A 14,836-nucleotide genomic window follows, 5' to 3' on the forward strand; every position below is an offset into this window, starting at 1 on the left:
CTGGGGGTGGCCGAACGTGGCTGTCGGTCCACCCCCGGCAGTCCGGCTTACGTGCTGGCCATACGAGTCGCCATGTACAGATCAGTCGGCATCGGCGTGTGTAGGCGCCAGGTCACGGCCATCGGACGGCTGTGTTCGTGCGAAACGTATTGGACCGGACCCAGGAAGACATAGGGGGATGTGCCCAGTTCTCCTTCTTGAACGGTTCGAACGAAGAGAAGAACGTGTGATCCTCGCGCCTGATGATGAATGTATCGCTGACCGGTCGGAGAATGTTCGGCAGTCGTGGACTGACTCTCCCAATGGAAGAGTTCGGGCGTAATCGCGAAGTCCTTGTACATCGTGGATGGTGAGAAGTCCTTTTCCGCCTTCCTGCAGGTCACAAAGAGAACGTCCGAGTTGATCTCTCCGCACCAGGCAACTCCTTCGCGGAAATTGCTGGGTGGTCTCTTAAGTGATGCGTGGTCTACCGCTGCGAGAATCTCCTCCCGTTGGTAACTGGCGTGGATGCTGAGCGGAACGTCAGAAAAGTCAGGTCCATAGTGGACCAGGTCCTGAGTGGTCCGTCGCGCGATGTCGAAGCTAAAGTCAACGACTTCGCGAAGGTCTTCCTGCGTAACCAGCATACGATTAAGGCTTTCAAGGCCCTGGTCGAGGGAGGCGAAACCTTGACCGCTCGGATGGAACGAGAAGAACAGCATCGCAGCGAGACGGCGCTCCCGGGAACTCAATCCGTTCACGTGCTCAGCCATCAAGCGCGGATACTGCTGAGCACGCTCTCGATCATCCACATGAGCGAAGGCCCTTATGCGACGAAGTAGTTCGGACTCGACCGCGCTGATAGGAGGAAGGCTCGGATCTGCTGCACGACGTAGAGCAGCCCACGATCTGCCCCTTGTGCCTTTCCTGAGCACGTCAGGCAGAGTCCGACCTGAGGCAAGATAGTCATGCAGCGACGCAGGCCGGAGAGCCTGTACCTCCGACAGCATCGTGGCCCAGCGTGGCGAGATCTGTTGCCGCAGAGTCTCTAACAAGGTCTGCTGCGCGACGGCGTCAAGAACAATCTGCGATCCCGGGGGGAGCAGCGGGAAGCCCGCCTCGACCTGCTTCTCCAGACTCTTGCCCGCAAATCCAGTGAGCGCCTTGAAGCGCTGATCGAATCGGAACTCCTTACGCTGGTGACCAACGAAGTCAAGAGCAGTCAGCACAGCCTTCGAGGCGCTCATGCGGAGGCCACGCCCCAGCTGCTGAAGGAAAACTGTTGCGCTCTCGGTCGGCCGAAGGAAGAGTACAGTATCCACCTCAGGGATATCGACACCTTCATTGAAGAGGTCTACCGTGAAGATGGCGTTGATCTCCCCGCTACGAAGAGCTTTTCGAGCAGCGTCCCTTTCACCCATAGGTGTGCCGGCATGGAGGGAAGTCGCTGCAATCCCTGCTTCCCGAAAACGCTCGGCCATAAACTCTGCGTGTTTTACGCTTACGCAGAATCCGAGGCACTTCATAGAGTGCGGATCGAGGACCTTATCGCCCAGTTCCTTAAGGATAATCCGCACCCGGGCAGTACTGGCGGTGTAGAGCTCGGTGAGCGCATCTAGATCGTAGGCGCCTCTGCGCCAGGCAATATCTTCCAAATGAGTCTCGTCATGAATGCCAAAGTAGTGAAACGGGACAAGGAGATTTTGGTCGAGCGCATCCCAGAGACGAAGCTCGGTTGCCACCCGTCCACCAAAGAAGGCGCTGACGTTCACTCCGTCAGAGCGCTCTGGGGTGGCTGTGAGGCCCAATAGTTCGGACGGCTTCAGGTGCTCGAGGATGCGCTGGTACGTGGATGCTTGCGCGTGATGAAATTCGTCGATGACGACAACATCGAAGTGATTGGGGTCGATCAAGTCAAGCCGGTCCGACGACAATGACATGACGCTGGCAAAGACGTGGCGGCCACGTTCGGGCACATGCCCAGAGGCCAGGATCTCTCCGAAAGAGCCATCGGAGAGCACCTCTCGGTAGGTTCGCTGAGCTTGTTGCAGGATCTCAATACGGTGAGCAATGAAGAGCAGCGAAAGGTCTTGACCACGCTCCCGAATCAGATTTCGGTAGTCCAGGGCTGCAATGACCGTCTTCCCAGTTCCGGTGGCTGCGACCAACAGATTGCGGTGCCGGTCGTGCAGCTTTCGCTCGGCATCGAGCTGCTCTAGCATCTCCTGCTGGTGAGGAAGGGGTCGCACTTCCAAGCCCGATAGCGTCAACGGATTCTGATGCGATCCCGGCGAGCTGCCGGCTGCCTCGGCAAGGGCACTACGAAGATGCTGTCCCTGCTCATCGGGATCATACGAGATGAACTCTTTGTCTTGCCAATAAGATTCAAAAGTGGATCGGAATTTTTCCATGAGGTCGGGAGTGCCCACTGAAGAGAGTCGTACGTTCCACTCCAGGCCCTCTACCAGGGCCGACCGCGACAGGTTGCTTGATCCGACGTAAGCGGTGGCAAACCCCGAATTGCGCTCGAACATCCATGCTTTCGCATGCAGCCTCGTCCGATTGGTTTCATAGTTGACCTTGACTTCAGCCCCAAAGTCTTTGACGAGGGCGTCTAGTGCCTTGGCATCGGTGGCGCCCAAGTAGGTAGTTGTGAGAACCCGGATTCGTACTCCGCGATTGCGGAGCTCGTGAAGCTCATCCTTAAGAAGGCGCAGCCCATACCATTTGACGAAGGCACATAGAAGATCAACCCGGTCGGCGCTCGTAAGTTCCGCGCGCAGTTCGGCCCCAAGGGTGGGCTCTCCACGAGCGTTGGTAAGGAGTGATGCCTCAGACAAGGGTGTGGCGGGCCGCAGGGAAACGCGCCCGCTCTCCGCCGTGAAGTCAGGGCGGTAGACCTGCAAGAGTTGTTGATTACTCTTTTTCTCATTCACCACCGGCGTTTCAATTCCGTTGTGAAAGAGGCGGAGCTGCTCCAGAATGCCTTCCACCAGAGCCTGCCGAGCTTCGGGCGCCTTGGTGGCTTCGAGAGCGCTCTGAATGATAGGAGCAAGGTAGCGCGTCAAGACGCCGGGCTGCTCACTTGGATCCACATTTGCCACTTCGGTGGAAAGATCTGCTGCCTGTGCCAGGCGATCCCGAAGCTCTGCCGTCAAAAGCGCCTCGTAGAGTCCCTTTTGCAAGTCCATCTCCCTCTAGCTGGCCAGTCTCATCGGCTGAAGCGTGGATCGAAGCCCTTTGCAGGTCGTGGTAAGCAGACCCTGCCGCCGGACGACGGTTGCTTCCGTCGACCCGTTTGTATCGTCAGGACCCCTCTGCTGACGTGGACCCGGCGATGGTACGTGAAGTCGCCCAGGCAGATGGAGCGATGAGAGATGCCGAGGACGAAGTCGAAACCAGATTCTTCCGTGATGGAGCCTCTTCGGATGGTCACGGTCGTTTGGAGGCTCGGCAATAAACCATGGACCTAGCCGTCTCCGAGCGGATTGGCCTGTCAGTTGCATCCTGCCCCCGGGCTGACTGTCCGTTTTGAGTAGACGTGTCGAAACGGGCGGCCTACGGCAGTCGGGGCGACCGCAAAGACGGCACGCATCCGTGTCACTCGGGGTACTCTTGGGTAACCAAGCGGGCAGAGTGAATGAGGCGAAGACTAGATGGTAAGCGCGTACGATGCGGATCCCGTGTTTCAAGCAAATCCGGCTCAGCTTGGACATCTTTTGAATCGTATTCATCTGGGAAATCTAGCAATTCCGGACTTCCAGCGTGACTTCACCTGGGAGCCACGGCGCACGAAGATGTTGCTCCAATCCATGATGTCGCGCTTTCCGGCCGGAACGTTTCTCTTTTGGTCAGTAGGGCCAGAGAATAATATGTTCGGGTCTCGGCCGGTCGCCGGCGTTCAGGAGGGGAAGGAGAGCCCTCAGGAGTTTGTTCTCGACGGGCAACAACGGCTTACCTCACTTTACCGAGCGTTGAATGCTATTGGCGACGAACGCTTCTTCCTCGTTGTCGACGAATTTGCTGTCTTGCCGTCCAAGGAAAACCCTACTGGCGCGCTGCGCGACCAAGTGAACTTCGATAAAGCTATTCTGTGGCATCCGGTGGGTTCCAGGGACGAAAAGGCCTTGAATACTCGATCCGCTCGAATCGAGCGCGGAATTCTGGCGCTTGAAGAATATCGAGTATTCGATGAGTGGCTGGACGACTATGCCGAGACGCGGGACGGAGCGCATCGGAAGGCCATAAAGGTGCTTCTCCGCGATTTCCGTGATCAGTATCTTGCGCCATTGAAGTCTTATGGATTTCCGGTTGTTACCTTGCCAAGCAATACGCGAATCGAGGCAGTGGCAACGGTCTTCGAGACCCTCAATAATACCGGCAAGCCGCTCGGTGTTTTCGAACTCCTGACCGCTCGGTTCTATCCCAATGATATTCGACTGCGGGATTGGTACGAGAGTGCCCTGGAAGATCACCCTATTCTCGAAGAATTCGGAGTAGATGCCTACAGCATCCTTCAGGCCATTACCTTGCGAGCGAGTGGCTCGGCTCAGCGAGCCGACGTCCTGAGCAAACTCAAGGCCGAAGATGTTCGTGACCATTGGGATGTGGTCGTCCGGGGCTTCGCTCGGGTGCTGGAGTTCCTTCAGAACGAGTGCGGCGTAGTAACGCCCAAGATTCTTCCGTACGGGATGTTGCTTGTGCCGATGGCTGCGGTCTGGGAGGAAGTTGCTCAAGCCAAGGGGCCGGAGCAAGTCAACATCCTGGCCAGGCTAAAGCAGTTCTTCTGGTGCACGGTGTTCATGACGAACTATGACCAGGGTGCCAACAGCCAGGCGGGCGCCGATTACGGAAAACTTAGACTCTGGCTATTTGATCCAGCAGCGCAGGCCCCTGAAGCAATCACCGACTTCTTCTTGTCGGCAGCAACATTGCGTGCTGCCACGACCAGGAGAAAAGCGCTTTATTCAGGTATGCTCGCGCTAACCGTCATGAATGGCGCGCGCGACTTCCACAAGGGTGTCAAGCTGACGCCTGAGCGTGTTAAGTCCGACAAAATCGACTCGCATCACGTGTTTCCTAAAGCGTTCTTGGCTTCTGGCTCGAGTGCTCTAAGCGCAGAACTCGCCCTCAACCGCGCACTGATCGATTCGGCAACGAACAAGGCCATTGGGGCCAAGGCCCCAAGTCAGTACTTCGGGGCCCTCCGGGAAACCCTTGGAGAGCGTGAGTTGGTGGAGATTCTTTCGTCTCATCTCCTGGATGCTGATTCGGACGACGATCCTTTCAGGAAAGACGACTATGACGGATTCATTGACCGAAGGCTGGCGGACGTCATCACGGCAGTAGAACTTGCCACCGGCAAAAAGGTGAGCACAGAGGTGGAGCTTCAGTAGCCGAAGTAATTATGAGGCGTGGGCGTGTGCGCCATGCTCTGGTGCTAGTGCACGGCGGCTCTGATTCTTGGCCATGTCAAAGATATCTCGCGGCCAGTCAGTTCAATGAGCTTGACTGGCCGCGGGATCCTCGGGCGTGCTCAGAAGGCTCTAGTTTGATCTCAGGATCGTCGTCCACCAGCCGGCAAGGAGGCACCATCCTCGTCGGCCATCGCGCTCGTCAGACTTTGAGTGACCCTGCTGGAGGCTGCGACGGAGACGAGCAAAGGCCGTCAGTGACACTGAGCGCGCCTACTGAGGTGGAAGAGCCTGCCATCGAGGCAGTAGCTCCTGTGCAAGCTCTTCGGCCCGCCCTCGCAGAGCATGAGCCGCATCGGTGGTCAGGTAGTCGGAGTTCAGCACAACGAGCCCATGGATCGGGATGCCGAGCATGACGGCCGGATCGGTTCCGTCCATGGCGGTCCGATCTCCCTCGATACTGCGCAGGGAGGCCTCGACCATCCAGGCCGGGAAGTCGCCGTTGGAGGAAGCGGCCACGCGGCGGCAGAAGTCGAGCCGGTCAGACGGACTCATGGGCACGACCGTGTGGAACACCGCAGCTGAGAATGAGCCAAGGGCTGCGGCCATGACCGCCAGGTCCGGATCGCGGCTGAAGGCCCTCTGCATGTCCAGCGGCAGGAACATCTCTACGGATGCCGTGATGTCGTCGGCCGGCTCAGCCATGGTCAGTCGTCCAGAGGGCTGTTCATGAACTCGACGATCTCGTCTAGGAAGCGTTCGAGCTCAGGACCGTCGTCGATCTTCAGTTCGCGTCGGATGCCGAAGGAGATCATGTTCTCGACCCTCGCGATGTCTGTCTCCGGCACATCGTCGAGCAGGCCCTCATGGCCGTAGCCACTCAGGACGACGCGCTCAGCAAGCACCGGATTCAGCTCTTCCGGGCGCACGAGCATCTGCCTGATTTTGGTGACGAGAGCGGCAGCCTCCGAGGGGGTGGGCTCCTGAGGGAAATAGCGCTCAAGGGAGATTGTGAACAGCGAGATACCCGCGGCCTTGAGAGTTTTGACGCTGTCGTACTCGGACGCATCGAACTCGGGTGCTCCTTCCGCACCCAGCACCCACCGCAGATACTTCTTCACGGGCTCCGACATGGCTACGTTCTCCTCCGAAGATCGATCAAGCAGTGTTGAAGGCCGTCAGCGGGTACCTGAACGGGGCTCATCTTCCCACGGGTATCGCTCCCGAGAGGGTGGAGTGATCTCTTCGGGCTTCTGTTCCTCAGCCGAGATGCCACGGCGGATCTGCTGGAACGCGTGTTTTCCTCCGACAAGCAAAAGAGTCACTGTGGCGACACCGTTCGCGGCACTGGACACGTCGGCTCCCGCCGAGGCGGTGGGCGTCATCATCGGCGGGGAATCCTGGGTTCGGGTTCCGGTGCCGGTGATTTCTGGTGGCTTGATGTCCTTGAAAGAATCGGCCAGGCCTTTACCTGTCTTTTCCGCGAAGGAAGCGATGTCTCCTGGGCTTTCGGCTTGCTCGGTGAGAGCGGCCAGCCGTTTACGACCGGCACCTCGCGATGACCGGGGCTTCTGCGGAGACAGATTCGGCACCGCTGCCGGATCTCGACTGGCCGCAGGCACGATCGTCGTGCCTGCAGCTTCGCCGCCGCCCGCGGCCTGCCCGAGGGCTACGACGAACGCCTCAATCCCGTCGGCCTGAGCTGCAGCGCCTTTCAGCTCGGCGGCCAGGGCGTCCAAGCGGTCCTTGACCTGGTCAAGCGTCGTCAGCACGGTCTGGTTGCCCAGGAGTTCGGCGACGGCCACCACTTCTTCGGCGTCCTGGGCCGTGGCCTCCGCTTCGTTCGCGGCCTCGTCGATCTTGTCGCTTAGGCCGTGGATGGTCTGAGCGAGCTCGTCAATCTGAGACATCAGCCGACCCTGGGGCTGCGGAGCCCGCGAGCGACGGCCCTGGGCAAGACGGGGGAGTCTCGCTGGTCTGGATCGCGCTCACGTGGCCCCTCCCGCCGACAATTGCCGATCAAATTACCCAGAAGAGGCGGGTGACTACCAGGAGTTGCGGATCATCCGAGAGGGCGACGGAATGTCCGTTGTTGTATGTACGGGCACACCTGAGCAGACCCAGGCCACCCGCACATCGTCCGCCGCCGCGCCATCGGCGACCACAGGCGTCCCCAATTGGGTTTTGCCATGAGCGCTTCGTGGCCTCGGGCAGCTCTGGTCCGAGGTGTTTAGCTCTTGCTGGCGAGCTGCGGGTACACGGCATCGAGGGGAGCGCTGAGGCCGGCCTTGAGCTGTACGGACGCGTTGTCGGCCAGGACCTCGTGGCCGCCGGCCTCCAGGACGTCGAAGACCTGGGTGACAAGGTCGGCGGGGTCGAGCTTGGGGTCGGTGATGTGGGCGGCCATAGCCGTGTCGACCCAGCCGACGTGCACGCCGACGACCTGAACGCCTGCGGGCTGCAGTTCCAGGCGCAGCGAGTTCGTCGCTGACCACAGGGCGGCCTTGGTGGCCGAGTAGATGCCGGCGATGGCGTACCAGGCCAGGGCTGAGTGGATGTCGATGATTGCGGTGTTCCCGCCCTTGGCCGTCAGGATCGGTGCGAATGCGCGGGCCAGGAAGAGCGGCCCGAGGAAGTTGGTCTCGACGTTGCGGCGGATCTCTTCGTCCGAGTGGCTGAGGATCCCGGGGCTGGACACGGAAGCACCAGCGTTGTTGACCAGGATCGTGACGTCTGGTGCTGCCTCGACGGCGGCCTTGATCGATTCCGGATCGGTGACATCAAGGGTGAGGGGAACGACGCGCTCGTCGTCCCACCCGCGGGGTGTGCGGGCGGCGGCGTACACCTTCTCGGCGCCGCGAGCCAGGGCATCTCGGACGAAGTGGCTGCCGATGCCGCCGTTGGCGCCGGTGATGAGGACGATGGCGCCGTTGAGGGAGGTCATGGTGCTGGCTCCTCTTGTCTGCGTGAAGTACGCGGTGGGGAACGGATGAAGCATTGGAATTACGAACGTAATGCAATGCGGGTAGAGGATTGCCGGATCACTCCCTGCTCGGAGCGATCCGGCATCTAGAGGTTCGGTCAGTCCTCCGGGGCTTCGAGCAGTGCGGAGATCGACCGAACCCCTTGGGCCAGGACTGCCGTGGACTCTCGCGGGTCGTTGATCGCCCGAGCCAACTGCAGCGATCCGACCAGGATGGCTATGCATCCCAGGGCCTTGCGCCGTCCGTCGGTGGGGGAGCCCTGAGCCATCAGGACGGCCAAGTCGTCGGCCAAGCCGAGAATGCCGTCACTGTAGGCCTGCTTGATCGCCGGTGAACTACGGGCCACCTCGTCCAGAAGTGCTCCGGACGGGCATCCGTTCTCGACGTCATCGCGATGTTCGGTCGAGAGATAGCCATGCACGAAGCGCGTGTAGCCATCGGGCTCTTCGGCCAGCCGCTTCAGCAGCGCTCGCTGTTCCTGGAGCTGTTGGGTGATGGTCGCGGCGATCAGGTCGTCCTTGGATGCGAAGTGAGCGTAGAAGGCGCCGTTGGTCAGTCCGGCATCGGCCATCAGGGTGGCCACGCCCGAGCCGTCCAAGCCGTCCTTCTTCAGCCGGCGCCCGGCGTTCTCCACTATGCGCCGCCGGGTTTCTTCCTTGTGCACCTTGTCGTAGCGCGCCACGGTTCCTCCCCTCGCCTGACCGGGTGTCTCGCTTTCTAGTCCCTTAGAAGTATGACCATACTACAAACGACGGGCACGCACCACGGAGCCCTTCGTCACGGAGCCGATCACCAGGAGAGACCCATGAAGGCCTACGTCATCGACCGGTACAAGAGCGAACCCGCGGTCCGGCTCGCCGAGGTGCCCGAGCCGGACGTCGCCGCCGGGGAGGTGCTGGTCCGCATCCACGCGGCCAGCGTCAATCAGCTCGACTACAAGATCGCCCAAGGAGAGTTCAAACTCTTCCTGCCCTATCGCCTCCCGCAGGCACTGGGCAATGACCTGGCTGGCGTGGTCGTCCGGGTCGGGCCTGGAGTCAGTGCATTTCGGCCCGGTGACGAGGTCTACGCCCGTCCCGACAAGGACCGGATCGGCACCTTCGCCGAGTTCCTCACTGTGAACCAGAACGACCTCGCGCCCAAGCCGGCCAACCTCACCATGGAAGAAGCTGCCTCCGTGCCCCTGGTCGCCCTGACCGCCTGGCAGGCACTTGTCGAACGTGCGAACCTGCACCCCGGCCAGAAAGTTCTCATCCAGGCGGGCTCTGGCGGGGTGGGGACCATTGCGATCCAGCTCGCCAAGCACCTTGGCGCCACCGTGGCCACCACCGCCAGCGCCGCGAACGCCGACTTCCTCAAAGAGCTGGGCGCCGACATCGTCATCGACTACCGCACCCAGGACTTCGCCACGGTGCTCAAGGACTACGACGTCGTTCTGGACAGCCAAGGGCCGGGCAGCGTGGCCAAGTCGCTGACGATCCTCAAGCCCGGCGGCAAGGTCATCGGCATCGCAGGGCCCCCGGACCCCGACTTCGCCCGCGAGATCGGCGGAAACGCGGTCTTGAAGATCGCCACGCGCCTGCTCAGCCTGCAGACCAGGCGCAGGGCCGCACGACTCGGCGTCGACTACTCCTTCCTGTTCATGCGGGCCAGCGGTGAACAACTCAAGCAGATCACCCAACTCGTGGAGGCGGGGACCATCCGCCCGGTCGTCGACCGCGTCTTCCCCTTCTCCGACACACCACGAGCGCTCGACCAGATCGCCAAGGGCGCCACCCGCGGCAAGATCGTCATCTCCATGGCCTGATCACCTGCTAGAGGATCGCTAGGGGACGCGCGCCGTCACCGTGACCTCGACCAGGAAGCGCGGATCGAACAGCCGCTCTACCCCGATCAAAGTGCTGGCGGGTGGGGCGAGGCCGGCCGCACGTAGAGCCTGGATCACGGCGATTCCGTCGGCGTTGGCCAGGTCGGCCACGTAGACGGTCTCGGTCAGCACGTCATCGCCGCTGGCACCGCAGGCTGTGAGGGCGCTGAGCACGTTTCGGGCGACCTGGCCGGCCTGAGCTACGTGGTCACCTGCGCCGACCAGTTGCCCGTTCGAGTCCCAGGCGACCTGGCCGGACAGGAAGAGCGTTTCTCCGTGACGCACTACGTGGCTGATCAGTCCGCCCAACGCGGGGAGGCCGGGAGGATCAATGCGCTCGATGCTCATGCCAGCAACTCCCGCACGGCCGCGGCGGCTTGGTCGGCCAGGTCTTCGTGCGCGGTGCCGACCCAGGCCACGTGTCCGTCGGGGCGCACCAGCACGGCGGCGATCTCGTCGGCGGTAGCGAACGAGAACTCGTGCTTGTCGACGTCCATTGTTGGCTTTGTGGTCGTGCCGGGGGAGGTGATCAGCACTGGGCGGGCGGGCACGAGCCGGTCGAACGGGTTGGTGGTGGTGAGGGGTGCGGAGGTCAGGCGGGTGCCGGTAAGGGGATGGTCGCCGGGGGTGGCGGGGTATCGCACGCTGTGCCCGGAAAGGTTTTCGCCCAGGGCCTTGGCGAATTCTGGCACGGTGGCGATGAACTCGGACAGGAGCGCTCGAAGCTGCCGTACGTCGGGGTCGGAGCGGGTCAGCAGCACGGTCTGCGCCTGGGTGCTGCGCAGCAGGTCCGCGCCGACCGGGCGGCGCTCGCGGGCGTAGTCGTCGAGCAGTGCTTCGCTGCTGGTTTTCTGGGCAACGCGGGCCAGGCGCCAGCCCAGGGCATGTGCATCTTGTAGACCGACGTTCATACCTACGCCGCCGGCCGGGAAGTGCTGGTGGGCAGCGTCTCCCGCGAGCAGCACGCGCCCCTCGCGGTATCGGTCGGCCAGGCGGGCGGCGTTGCCGAAGACGGAAAGCCACTGGGGGTCGCGCATGCCGAGGTCGCTGCCGGAAACTTCGCGCACCTGAGCGGCGAATTGCTCCAGCGTGAGCGGGCCTTCGGGGCGATGGCTGGTGGTGCAGATGACGCGGTGCAGTCCACCTGGCAGCGGCACCGCCATGTACCCCGGCTCATCGATGGCGGGCGGCACCTCGTCGAGAACCACGTCGCCGAGCAGGCCCCAGGCCGTGTCGTCGGTGCCGGTGTACCCGATGCCGGCGCTCGTACGCACCTGACTGCGAGTGCCGTCGCAGCCCACCACGTATCGCGCTCGCAGTGCGTCGTTGCCAACCTGCACCGTGACGCTCTCGGCATCCCGCGTCAGTCCGGTCACCTTCACGCCCCGCCGGATTCTGACCCCCAGGGCGAGCGCTTGTTCCTCCAGCAGTTCCTCAGTGCGCGCCTGCGGAATGGCGAGCGTGAACGGGAACGGGGAGTCGAGCACTCGTAGGTCTACCCGGTCTGGCAGTCCGCCGAAATGGCCGGTGGGGATCTGGATTCCTTCTGCCAGGAACGGTTCCAGTGCTCCCCGCGAGGCGAAGAGCTCCAGGGTGCGCGCGTGCACGGTGAGGGCCTTGGAGTGGGGGCTGCGCTGCTCGCGCGCCTCCAGGATCGTCACGTCGGGCACGCCGCCTCGCCGCAGTTCGGCCGCCAGCCACAGTCCGGTGGGCCCGGCGCCCACGATCAGTACGTCGTCCATCATCATCCCTTCTTGGTCAGTGACCAACATTAGACTTGGTCGGTGACCAAGATTCAAGGGCTGTCGGTGGACGACGTCGTTACGGCCGCACTGGACCTGCTGGACGAGGTGGGGGCCGACGCGGTGTCGCTGCGCGCCGTCGCGAACCGGCTCGGGGTGCGGATGAACACCGTGCTCTGGCACGCCAAGTCGCGCGCTGACCTGCAAGAACTGATGGCTGACGCGATCGTGGCCGGGATCAGTACCCAGGCCTTGCCGGCCGATCCGCCTCAGCGGGCGGAGGAGATCGTCGCCCGGTTCCGGGTTGCGCTGCTTGCTCGGCGCGACGGGGCCCGCGTGGTTACCGGCACCTTCGCCGCCCGCCCGGGCACCCTGCGCTTCGCCGAGTTGCTGGTGGCGTCGTTGGTCGAGGGTGGGCTCGACGAACGCGAGGCGGCTTGGACGTTGTGGTCGCTGGTCTACTTCACGCTCGGTCTGGTGGCGGAGGAGCAGGCGGCGGCCGAGCAGGGGAGGGTTGCTGAGCAGTTGGTTGGGGAGTTGGCCGGTGGTGCTTATCCGACGCTGTCTGCGGTAAGGAATTACCTCACGGGTGATTTCGAGGAGCGCTTTCGGTATGGGGTGAGGCAGTTCCTGCCCCGGCACTGAAGTCAGGTCAGGTCCATATCAGGAGCAGCGATTTCGAGGTTGTAGCCCAGGATCGTGAGCTTGCGCTTGAGATGATTCAAGCGCAGGCGGGAGACCAGTGGCAGTGTCGCCACGGACTTCACCTTCCAGGGGCCCAGCAGCAGGAGAGTGATCGTGATCTCGTGGGCACTGCGCCTGCTCAAGGAGTCGACGATGTGCTGGGCGGCGTCACAGATCTGGGCCGAGGGTTGATGTCGACGTACGGAGGCAAGGAAGACGTCTCGTGCTTCAGGGTGCATGAGCAGCATCTCTGCTGAGGTTTCGGCCTGCGTACAGAGATGGCTGAACTGTGACGACTTGCCCTTGAGCTTCCCGAAGACCAGTCGGCCGTCGTCGGTGAACAGGTCACATACTTCGAACGAGGTCTCGCCGGGTAGGTGGATCTTGTCCTGGTCCAGCATGAGAAGGCGACCCTCGCTGCGCTCGCCGGCCAGAGCCAGGTAGGCCGGTTCGGTGCCGCCCTGGAAAGAAGGGAACGGGAAGTCGCTCAGCGGGATCTGCTCGGTGAGGCGCTCGTTGAGGCTCTGGAGGAACTGTTTCTCGATCCGCAGCACTTCGCCGTCACTGACCACGTAATCCTGCCCGGAGACGTTCACCTCGGCGATCAAAGTGTCCATGATGCGGACCTGCTGGGGCTTCTCGACCTTGTCACCAGCCAGGCGGAAACGCATCTTCTGCTTCAGCAGGTCGGCCCCGGGGACGTGGCGGTTCCGGGCCAGCCAGACCTGCAGCTGGTCCCAGCTGAAGCGCACCTTGGTGAGGCCGGTTTCGCGGGGAAAGGCGAAATGAATTGTGACTGAGCCGATGTTGTCAGCATCTTCCAGGCTGGGCAGGATCACGTCGACCGGCAGATTGCCGTCGTCGACGATCCGGATCAGGAGCTCGTCGAGCACCGTGTCGATCTCGGCCTTGTCCTCGACCGGGACAATACGATCGATCCAGGGCCACTGCTCCTGGTAGGCGGTGCCTGCGCGTAACTGGAGCAGGTTCTCGCTGAGCACGACGAAATCGTCGATCGTATTGATCTGGGTGGAGAATCGCAGTGAGCGGCTTCCTTCGAGGTCGCTCATCATGACATCGGCGGTACGCACCGCCAGGCTTCGGAGTAGATCGCTGACCTGGTCGAAACGCAGTCCGTCGACCGGGGCCGGGCCGGCGCTGCGACTGCTGGACACGTGCGGGTAGGCGTCTCTGCTGCGGCTGGTCATGGCGCGCACGTGGCCCGAGGTGTCCGCCTTCAGGCGGCGGCTGCGGTAGTCGGGTGGGGGCGGACGCCAGGAAGGCAGTTGCGGTGACTCGTGCTTGTTCAGGGCTACCAGCAGGCCGAATCGGCTGTCGGTGAACACACGTGGAACCAGTTGCGCCGATCCGCCAAAACACCAGATGAGCCAGCGGTTCTCGTTGGTCTTGACGGTGAGGAAGACATCGTCCTGATTGCCGACCTCACTCGGCGGGACGGCCAGGCTAGCCAGCAGGGTGTGCCAGTTGGGCCTCTTACGTTCGCGTCGTCGGTAGGCGAGCTGCATCTTGGCCTGGCTACTGGGTGACTCCGCTGGCAGGATCAGGGGGTCGGCGCCGGAGAGGTCAATGAGGTACCAGGAGAACTCACCTCTCGCGCCACTGGTATCAATGGCTTTGAAAGTGGCTGCCAGGGATACTTGTTCGCGTATTAGCAGGGCGCAGAGGTCGAGGACGAGACCCTGGGCCGGTAGAGCTGCCTCTTGTGTACTGGCGAGGTCGTTGCTTGGTTCAGGAAGTGCTTCGACCATGACGGCGACCCCCATCGGTCTGCTGCCGCGCCGTGGCAGCTGGTGACGGACTCGCTACGAATGGTTGCAGATGTCCGGACGGTTCACCAGACTCGTTCGCATAGCTACCGAAGAGTCACGTATGGGCTGCTCTCAAGCGAACTTCCGGGTATCCACAGGAGGTAAAGCAACAGCCACCAATTTGGGACGATTGTGGGCGTGGGGGAGGATCCTTGGCAGGCATTGGCGGAGACCCAGGGTGGGGCTGTCTCCCGGCAGCAGATGTTCGGGCTAGGTCTGACCGAGGGCCAGATTCGAGCCTTGTACCGGGGCGGTCGTTGGCAGATGCAGTTCCCTGGGGTCTACGTGACGCACTCAGGGCCGGTGCCTGAGCGGACGCGCGTGTGGGCTGCTGTGA

The 14,836-nt window shown here is 62.2% G+C and carries 12 protein-coding genes; 3 read left to right on the forward strand and 9 right to left on the reverse strand.

All coding sequences use genetic code 11. The features are described 5' to 3' along the window. Positions 1-47 precede the first annotated feature (47 nt). Complete coding sequence (locus LWF15_RS10070; protein WP_408622954.1) at positions 48-3,164, reverse strand: DUF3427 domain-containing protein; 3,117 nt, start codon at positions 3,162-3,164, stop codon at positions 48-50. A gap of 471 nt (positions 3,165-3,635) precedes the next feature. On the opposite strand from LWF15_RS10070, the gene LWF15_RS10075 reads away from it, so the two are divergent. Continuing rightward, positions 3,636-5,375: a GmrSD restriction endonuclease domain-containing protein gene (locus LWF15_RS10075; protein WP_232810165.1), complete on the forward strand. Its 1,740-nt coding sequence runs from the start codon at positions 3,636-3,638 to the stop codon at positions 5,373-5,375. Between the two features lie 291 nt (positions 5,376-5,666). Here the strand turns inward: LWF15_RS10075 and LWF15_RS10080 are convergent, their stop codons facing one another. The 5 genes from LWF15_RS10080 to LWF15_RS10100 form a co-directional block, all read right to left on the reverse strand. Further along, positions 5,667-6,098, reverse strand: coding sequence for a hypothetical protein (locus LWF15_RS10080; protein WP_232810166.1), 432 nt, complete (start codon positions 6,096-6,098; stop codon positions 5,667-5,669). Positions 6,099-6,100: 2 nt separating this feature from the next. Further along, on the reverse strand, positions 6,101-6,526 hold the full coding sequence (locus tag LWF15_RS10085) for a hypothetical protein (RefSeq protein WP_232810167.1): 426 nt from the start codon (positions 6,524-6,526) through the stop codon (positions 6,101-6,103). Between the two features lie 45 nt (positions 6,527-6,571). Then, positions 6,572-7,303 carry a hypothetical protein gene (locus LWF15_RS10090; protein ID WP_232810168.1) on the reverse strand — a complete coding sequence of 244 codons (732 nt, stop codon included), beginning with the start codon at positions 7,301-7,303 and terminating at the stop codon, positions 6,572-6,574. 320 nt (positions 7,304-7,623) lie between these two features. Beyond that, positions 7,624-8,337, reverse strand: coding sequence for an SDR family oxidoreductase (locus LWF15_RS10095; protein WP_232810169.1), 714 nt, complete (start codon positions 8,335-8,337; stop codon positions 7,624-7,626). Positions 8,338-8,474: 137 nt separating this feature from the next. Continuing rightward, entirely contained in the window at positions 8,475-9,059 is a 585-nt protein-coding gene (locus LWF15_RS10100) for a TetR/AcrR family transcriptional regulator (RefSeq protein WP_232810170.1), read from the reverse strand. A 123-nt stretch (positions 9,060-9,182) separates the two neighbouring features. On the opposite strand from LWF15_RS10100, the gene LWF15_RS10105 reads away from it, so the two are divergent. Beyond that, complete coding sequence (locus tag LWF15_RS10105) at positions 9,183-10,184, forward strand: NADP-dependent oxidoreductase (RefSeq protein ID WP_232810171.1); 1,002 nt, start codon at positions 9,183-9,185, stop codon at positions 10,182-10,184. 18 nt (positions 10,185-10,202) lie between these two features. Here LWF15_RS10105 and LWF15_RS10110 read toward each other — a convergent pair whose 3' ends face one another. Both LWF15_RS10110 and LWF15_RS10115 read right to left on the reverse strand, forming a co-directional pair. Continuing rightward, positions 10,203-10,592 carry a RidA family protein gene (locus tag LWF15_RS10110; protein WP_232810172.1) on the reverse strand — a complete coding sequence of 130 codons (390 nt, stop codon included), beginning with the start codon at positions 10,590-10,592 and terminating at the stop codon, positions 10,203-10,205. Next, positions 10,589-11,992 (reverse strand): FAD-dependent monooxygenase, encoded by a 1,404-nt coding sequence (locus tag LWF15_RS10115; protein WP_408622940.1) that lies wholly within the window; start codon positions 11,990-11,992, stop codon positions 10,589-10,591. Before LWF15_RS10115 ends, LWF15_RS10110 begins: the two co-directional genes overlap by 4 nt. Before the next feature lie 60 nt (positions 11,993-12,052). Between LWF15_RS10115 and LWF15_RS10120 the strand changes: the two genes are divergently transcribed. Next, positions 12,053-12,631, forward strand: a complete 579-nt coding sequence (locus LWF15_RS10120) for a TetR/AcrR family transcriptional regulator C-terminal domain-containing protein (protein WP_232810174.1) — start codon at positions 12,053-12,055, stop codon at positions 12,629-12,631. A gap of 2 nt (positions 12,632-12,633) precedes the next feature. On the opposite strand, the gene LWF15_RS10125 is transcribed toward LWF15_RS10120, so the two are convergent. Next, the gene (locus LWF15_RS10125) at positions 12,634-14,439 is read right to left on the reverse strand and encodes a DUF6119 family protein (protein ID WP_232810175.1); all 1,806 of its coding nucleotides are present in this window, start codon (positions 14,437-14,439) and stop codon (positions 12,634-12,636) included. Positions 14,440-14,836: the final 397 nt, after the last annotated feature.

Source organism: Kineosporia rhizophila (assembly GCF_021277265.1).
GTDB classification, from domain to species: Bacteria; Actinomycetota; Actinomycetes; order Actinomycetales; family Kineosporiaceae; genus Kineosporia; species Kineosporia rhizophila.

Excerpts from the sequence above, each read along its gene's own strand:
- LWF15_RS10075 (WP_232810165.1), top strand. The coding sequence starts at position 3,636 with ATGGTAAGCGCGTACGATGCGGATCCCGTGTTTCAAGCAAATCCGGCT.
- LWF15_RS10080 (WP_232810166.1), bottom strand. The coding sequence starts at position 6,098 with ATGGCTGAGCCGGCCGACGACATCACGGCATCCGTAGAGATGTTCCTG.
- LWF15_RS10085 (WP_232810167.1), bottom strand. The coding sequence starts at position 6,526 with ATGTCGGAGCCCGTGAAGAAGTATCTGCGGTGGGTGCTGGGTGCGGAA.
- LWF15_RS10090 (WP_232810168.1), bottom strand. The coding sequence starts at position 7,303 with ATGTCTCAGATTGACGAGCTCGCTCAGACCATCCACGGCCTAAGCGAC.
- LWF15_RS10095 (WP_232810169.1), bottom strand. The coding sequence starts at position 8,337 with ATGACCTCCCTCAACGGCGCCATCGTCCTCATCACCGGCGCCAACGGC.
- LWF15_RS10105 (WP_232810171.1), top strand. The coding sequence starts at position 9,183 with ATGAAGGCCTACGTCATCGACCGGTACAAGAGCGAACCCGCGGTCCGG.
- LWF15_RS10110 (WP_232810172.1), bottom strand. The coding sequence starts at position 10,592 with ATGAGCATCGAGCGCATTGATCCTCCCGGCCTCCCCGCGTTGGGCGGA.
- LWF15_RS10115 (WP_408622940.1), bottom strand. The coding sequence starts at position 11,992 with ATGATGATGGACGACGTACTGATCGTGGGCGCCGGGCCCACCGGACTG.
- LWF15_RS10125 (WP_232810175.1), bottom strand. The coding sequence starts at position 14,439 with ATGGTCGAAGCACTTCCTGAACCAAGCAACGACCTCGCCAGTACACAA.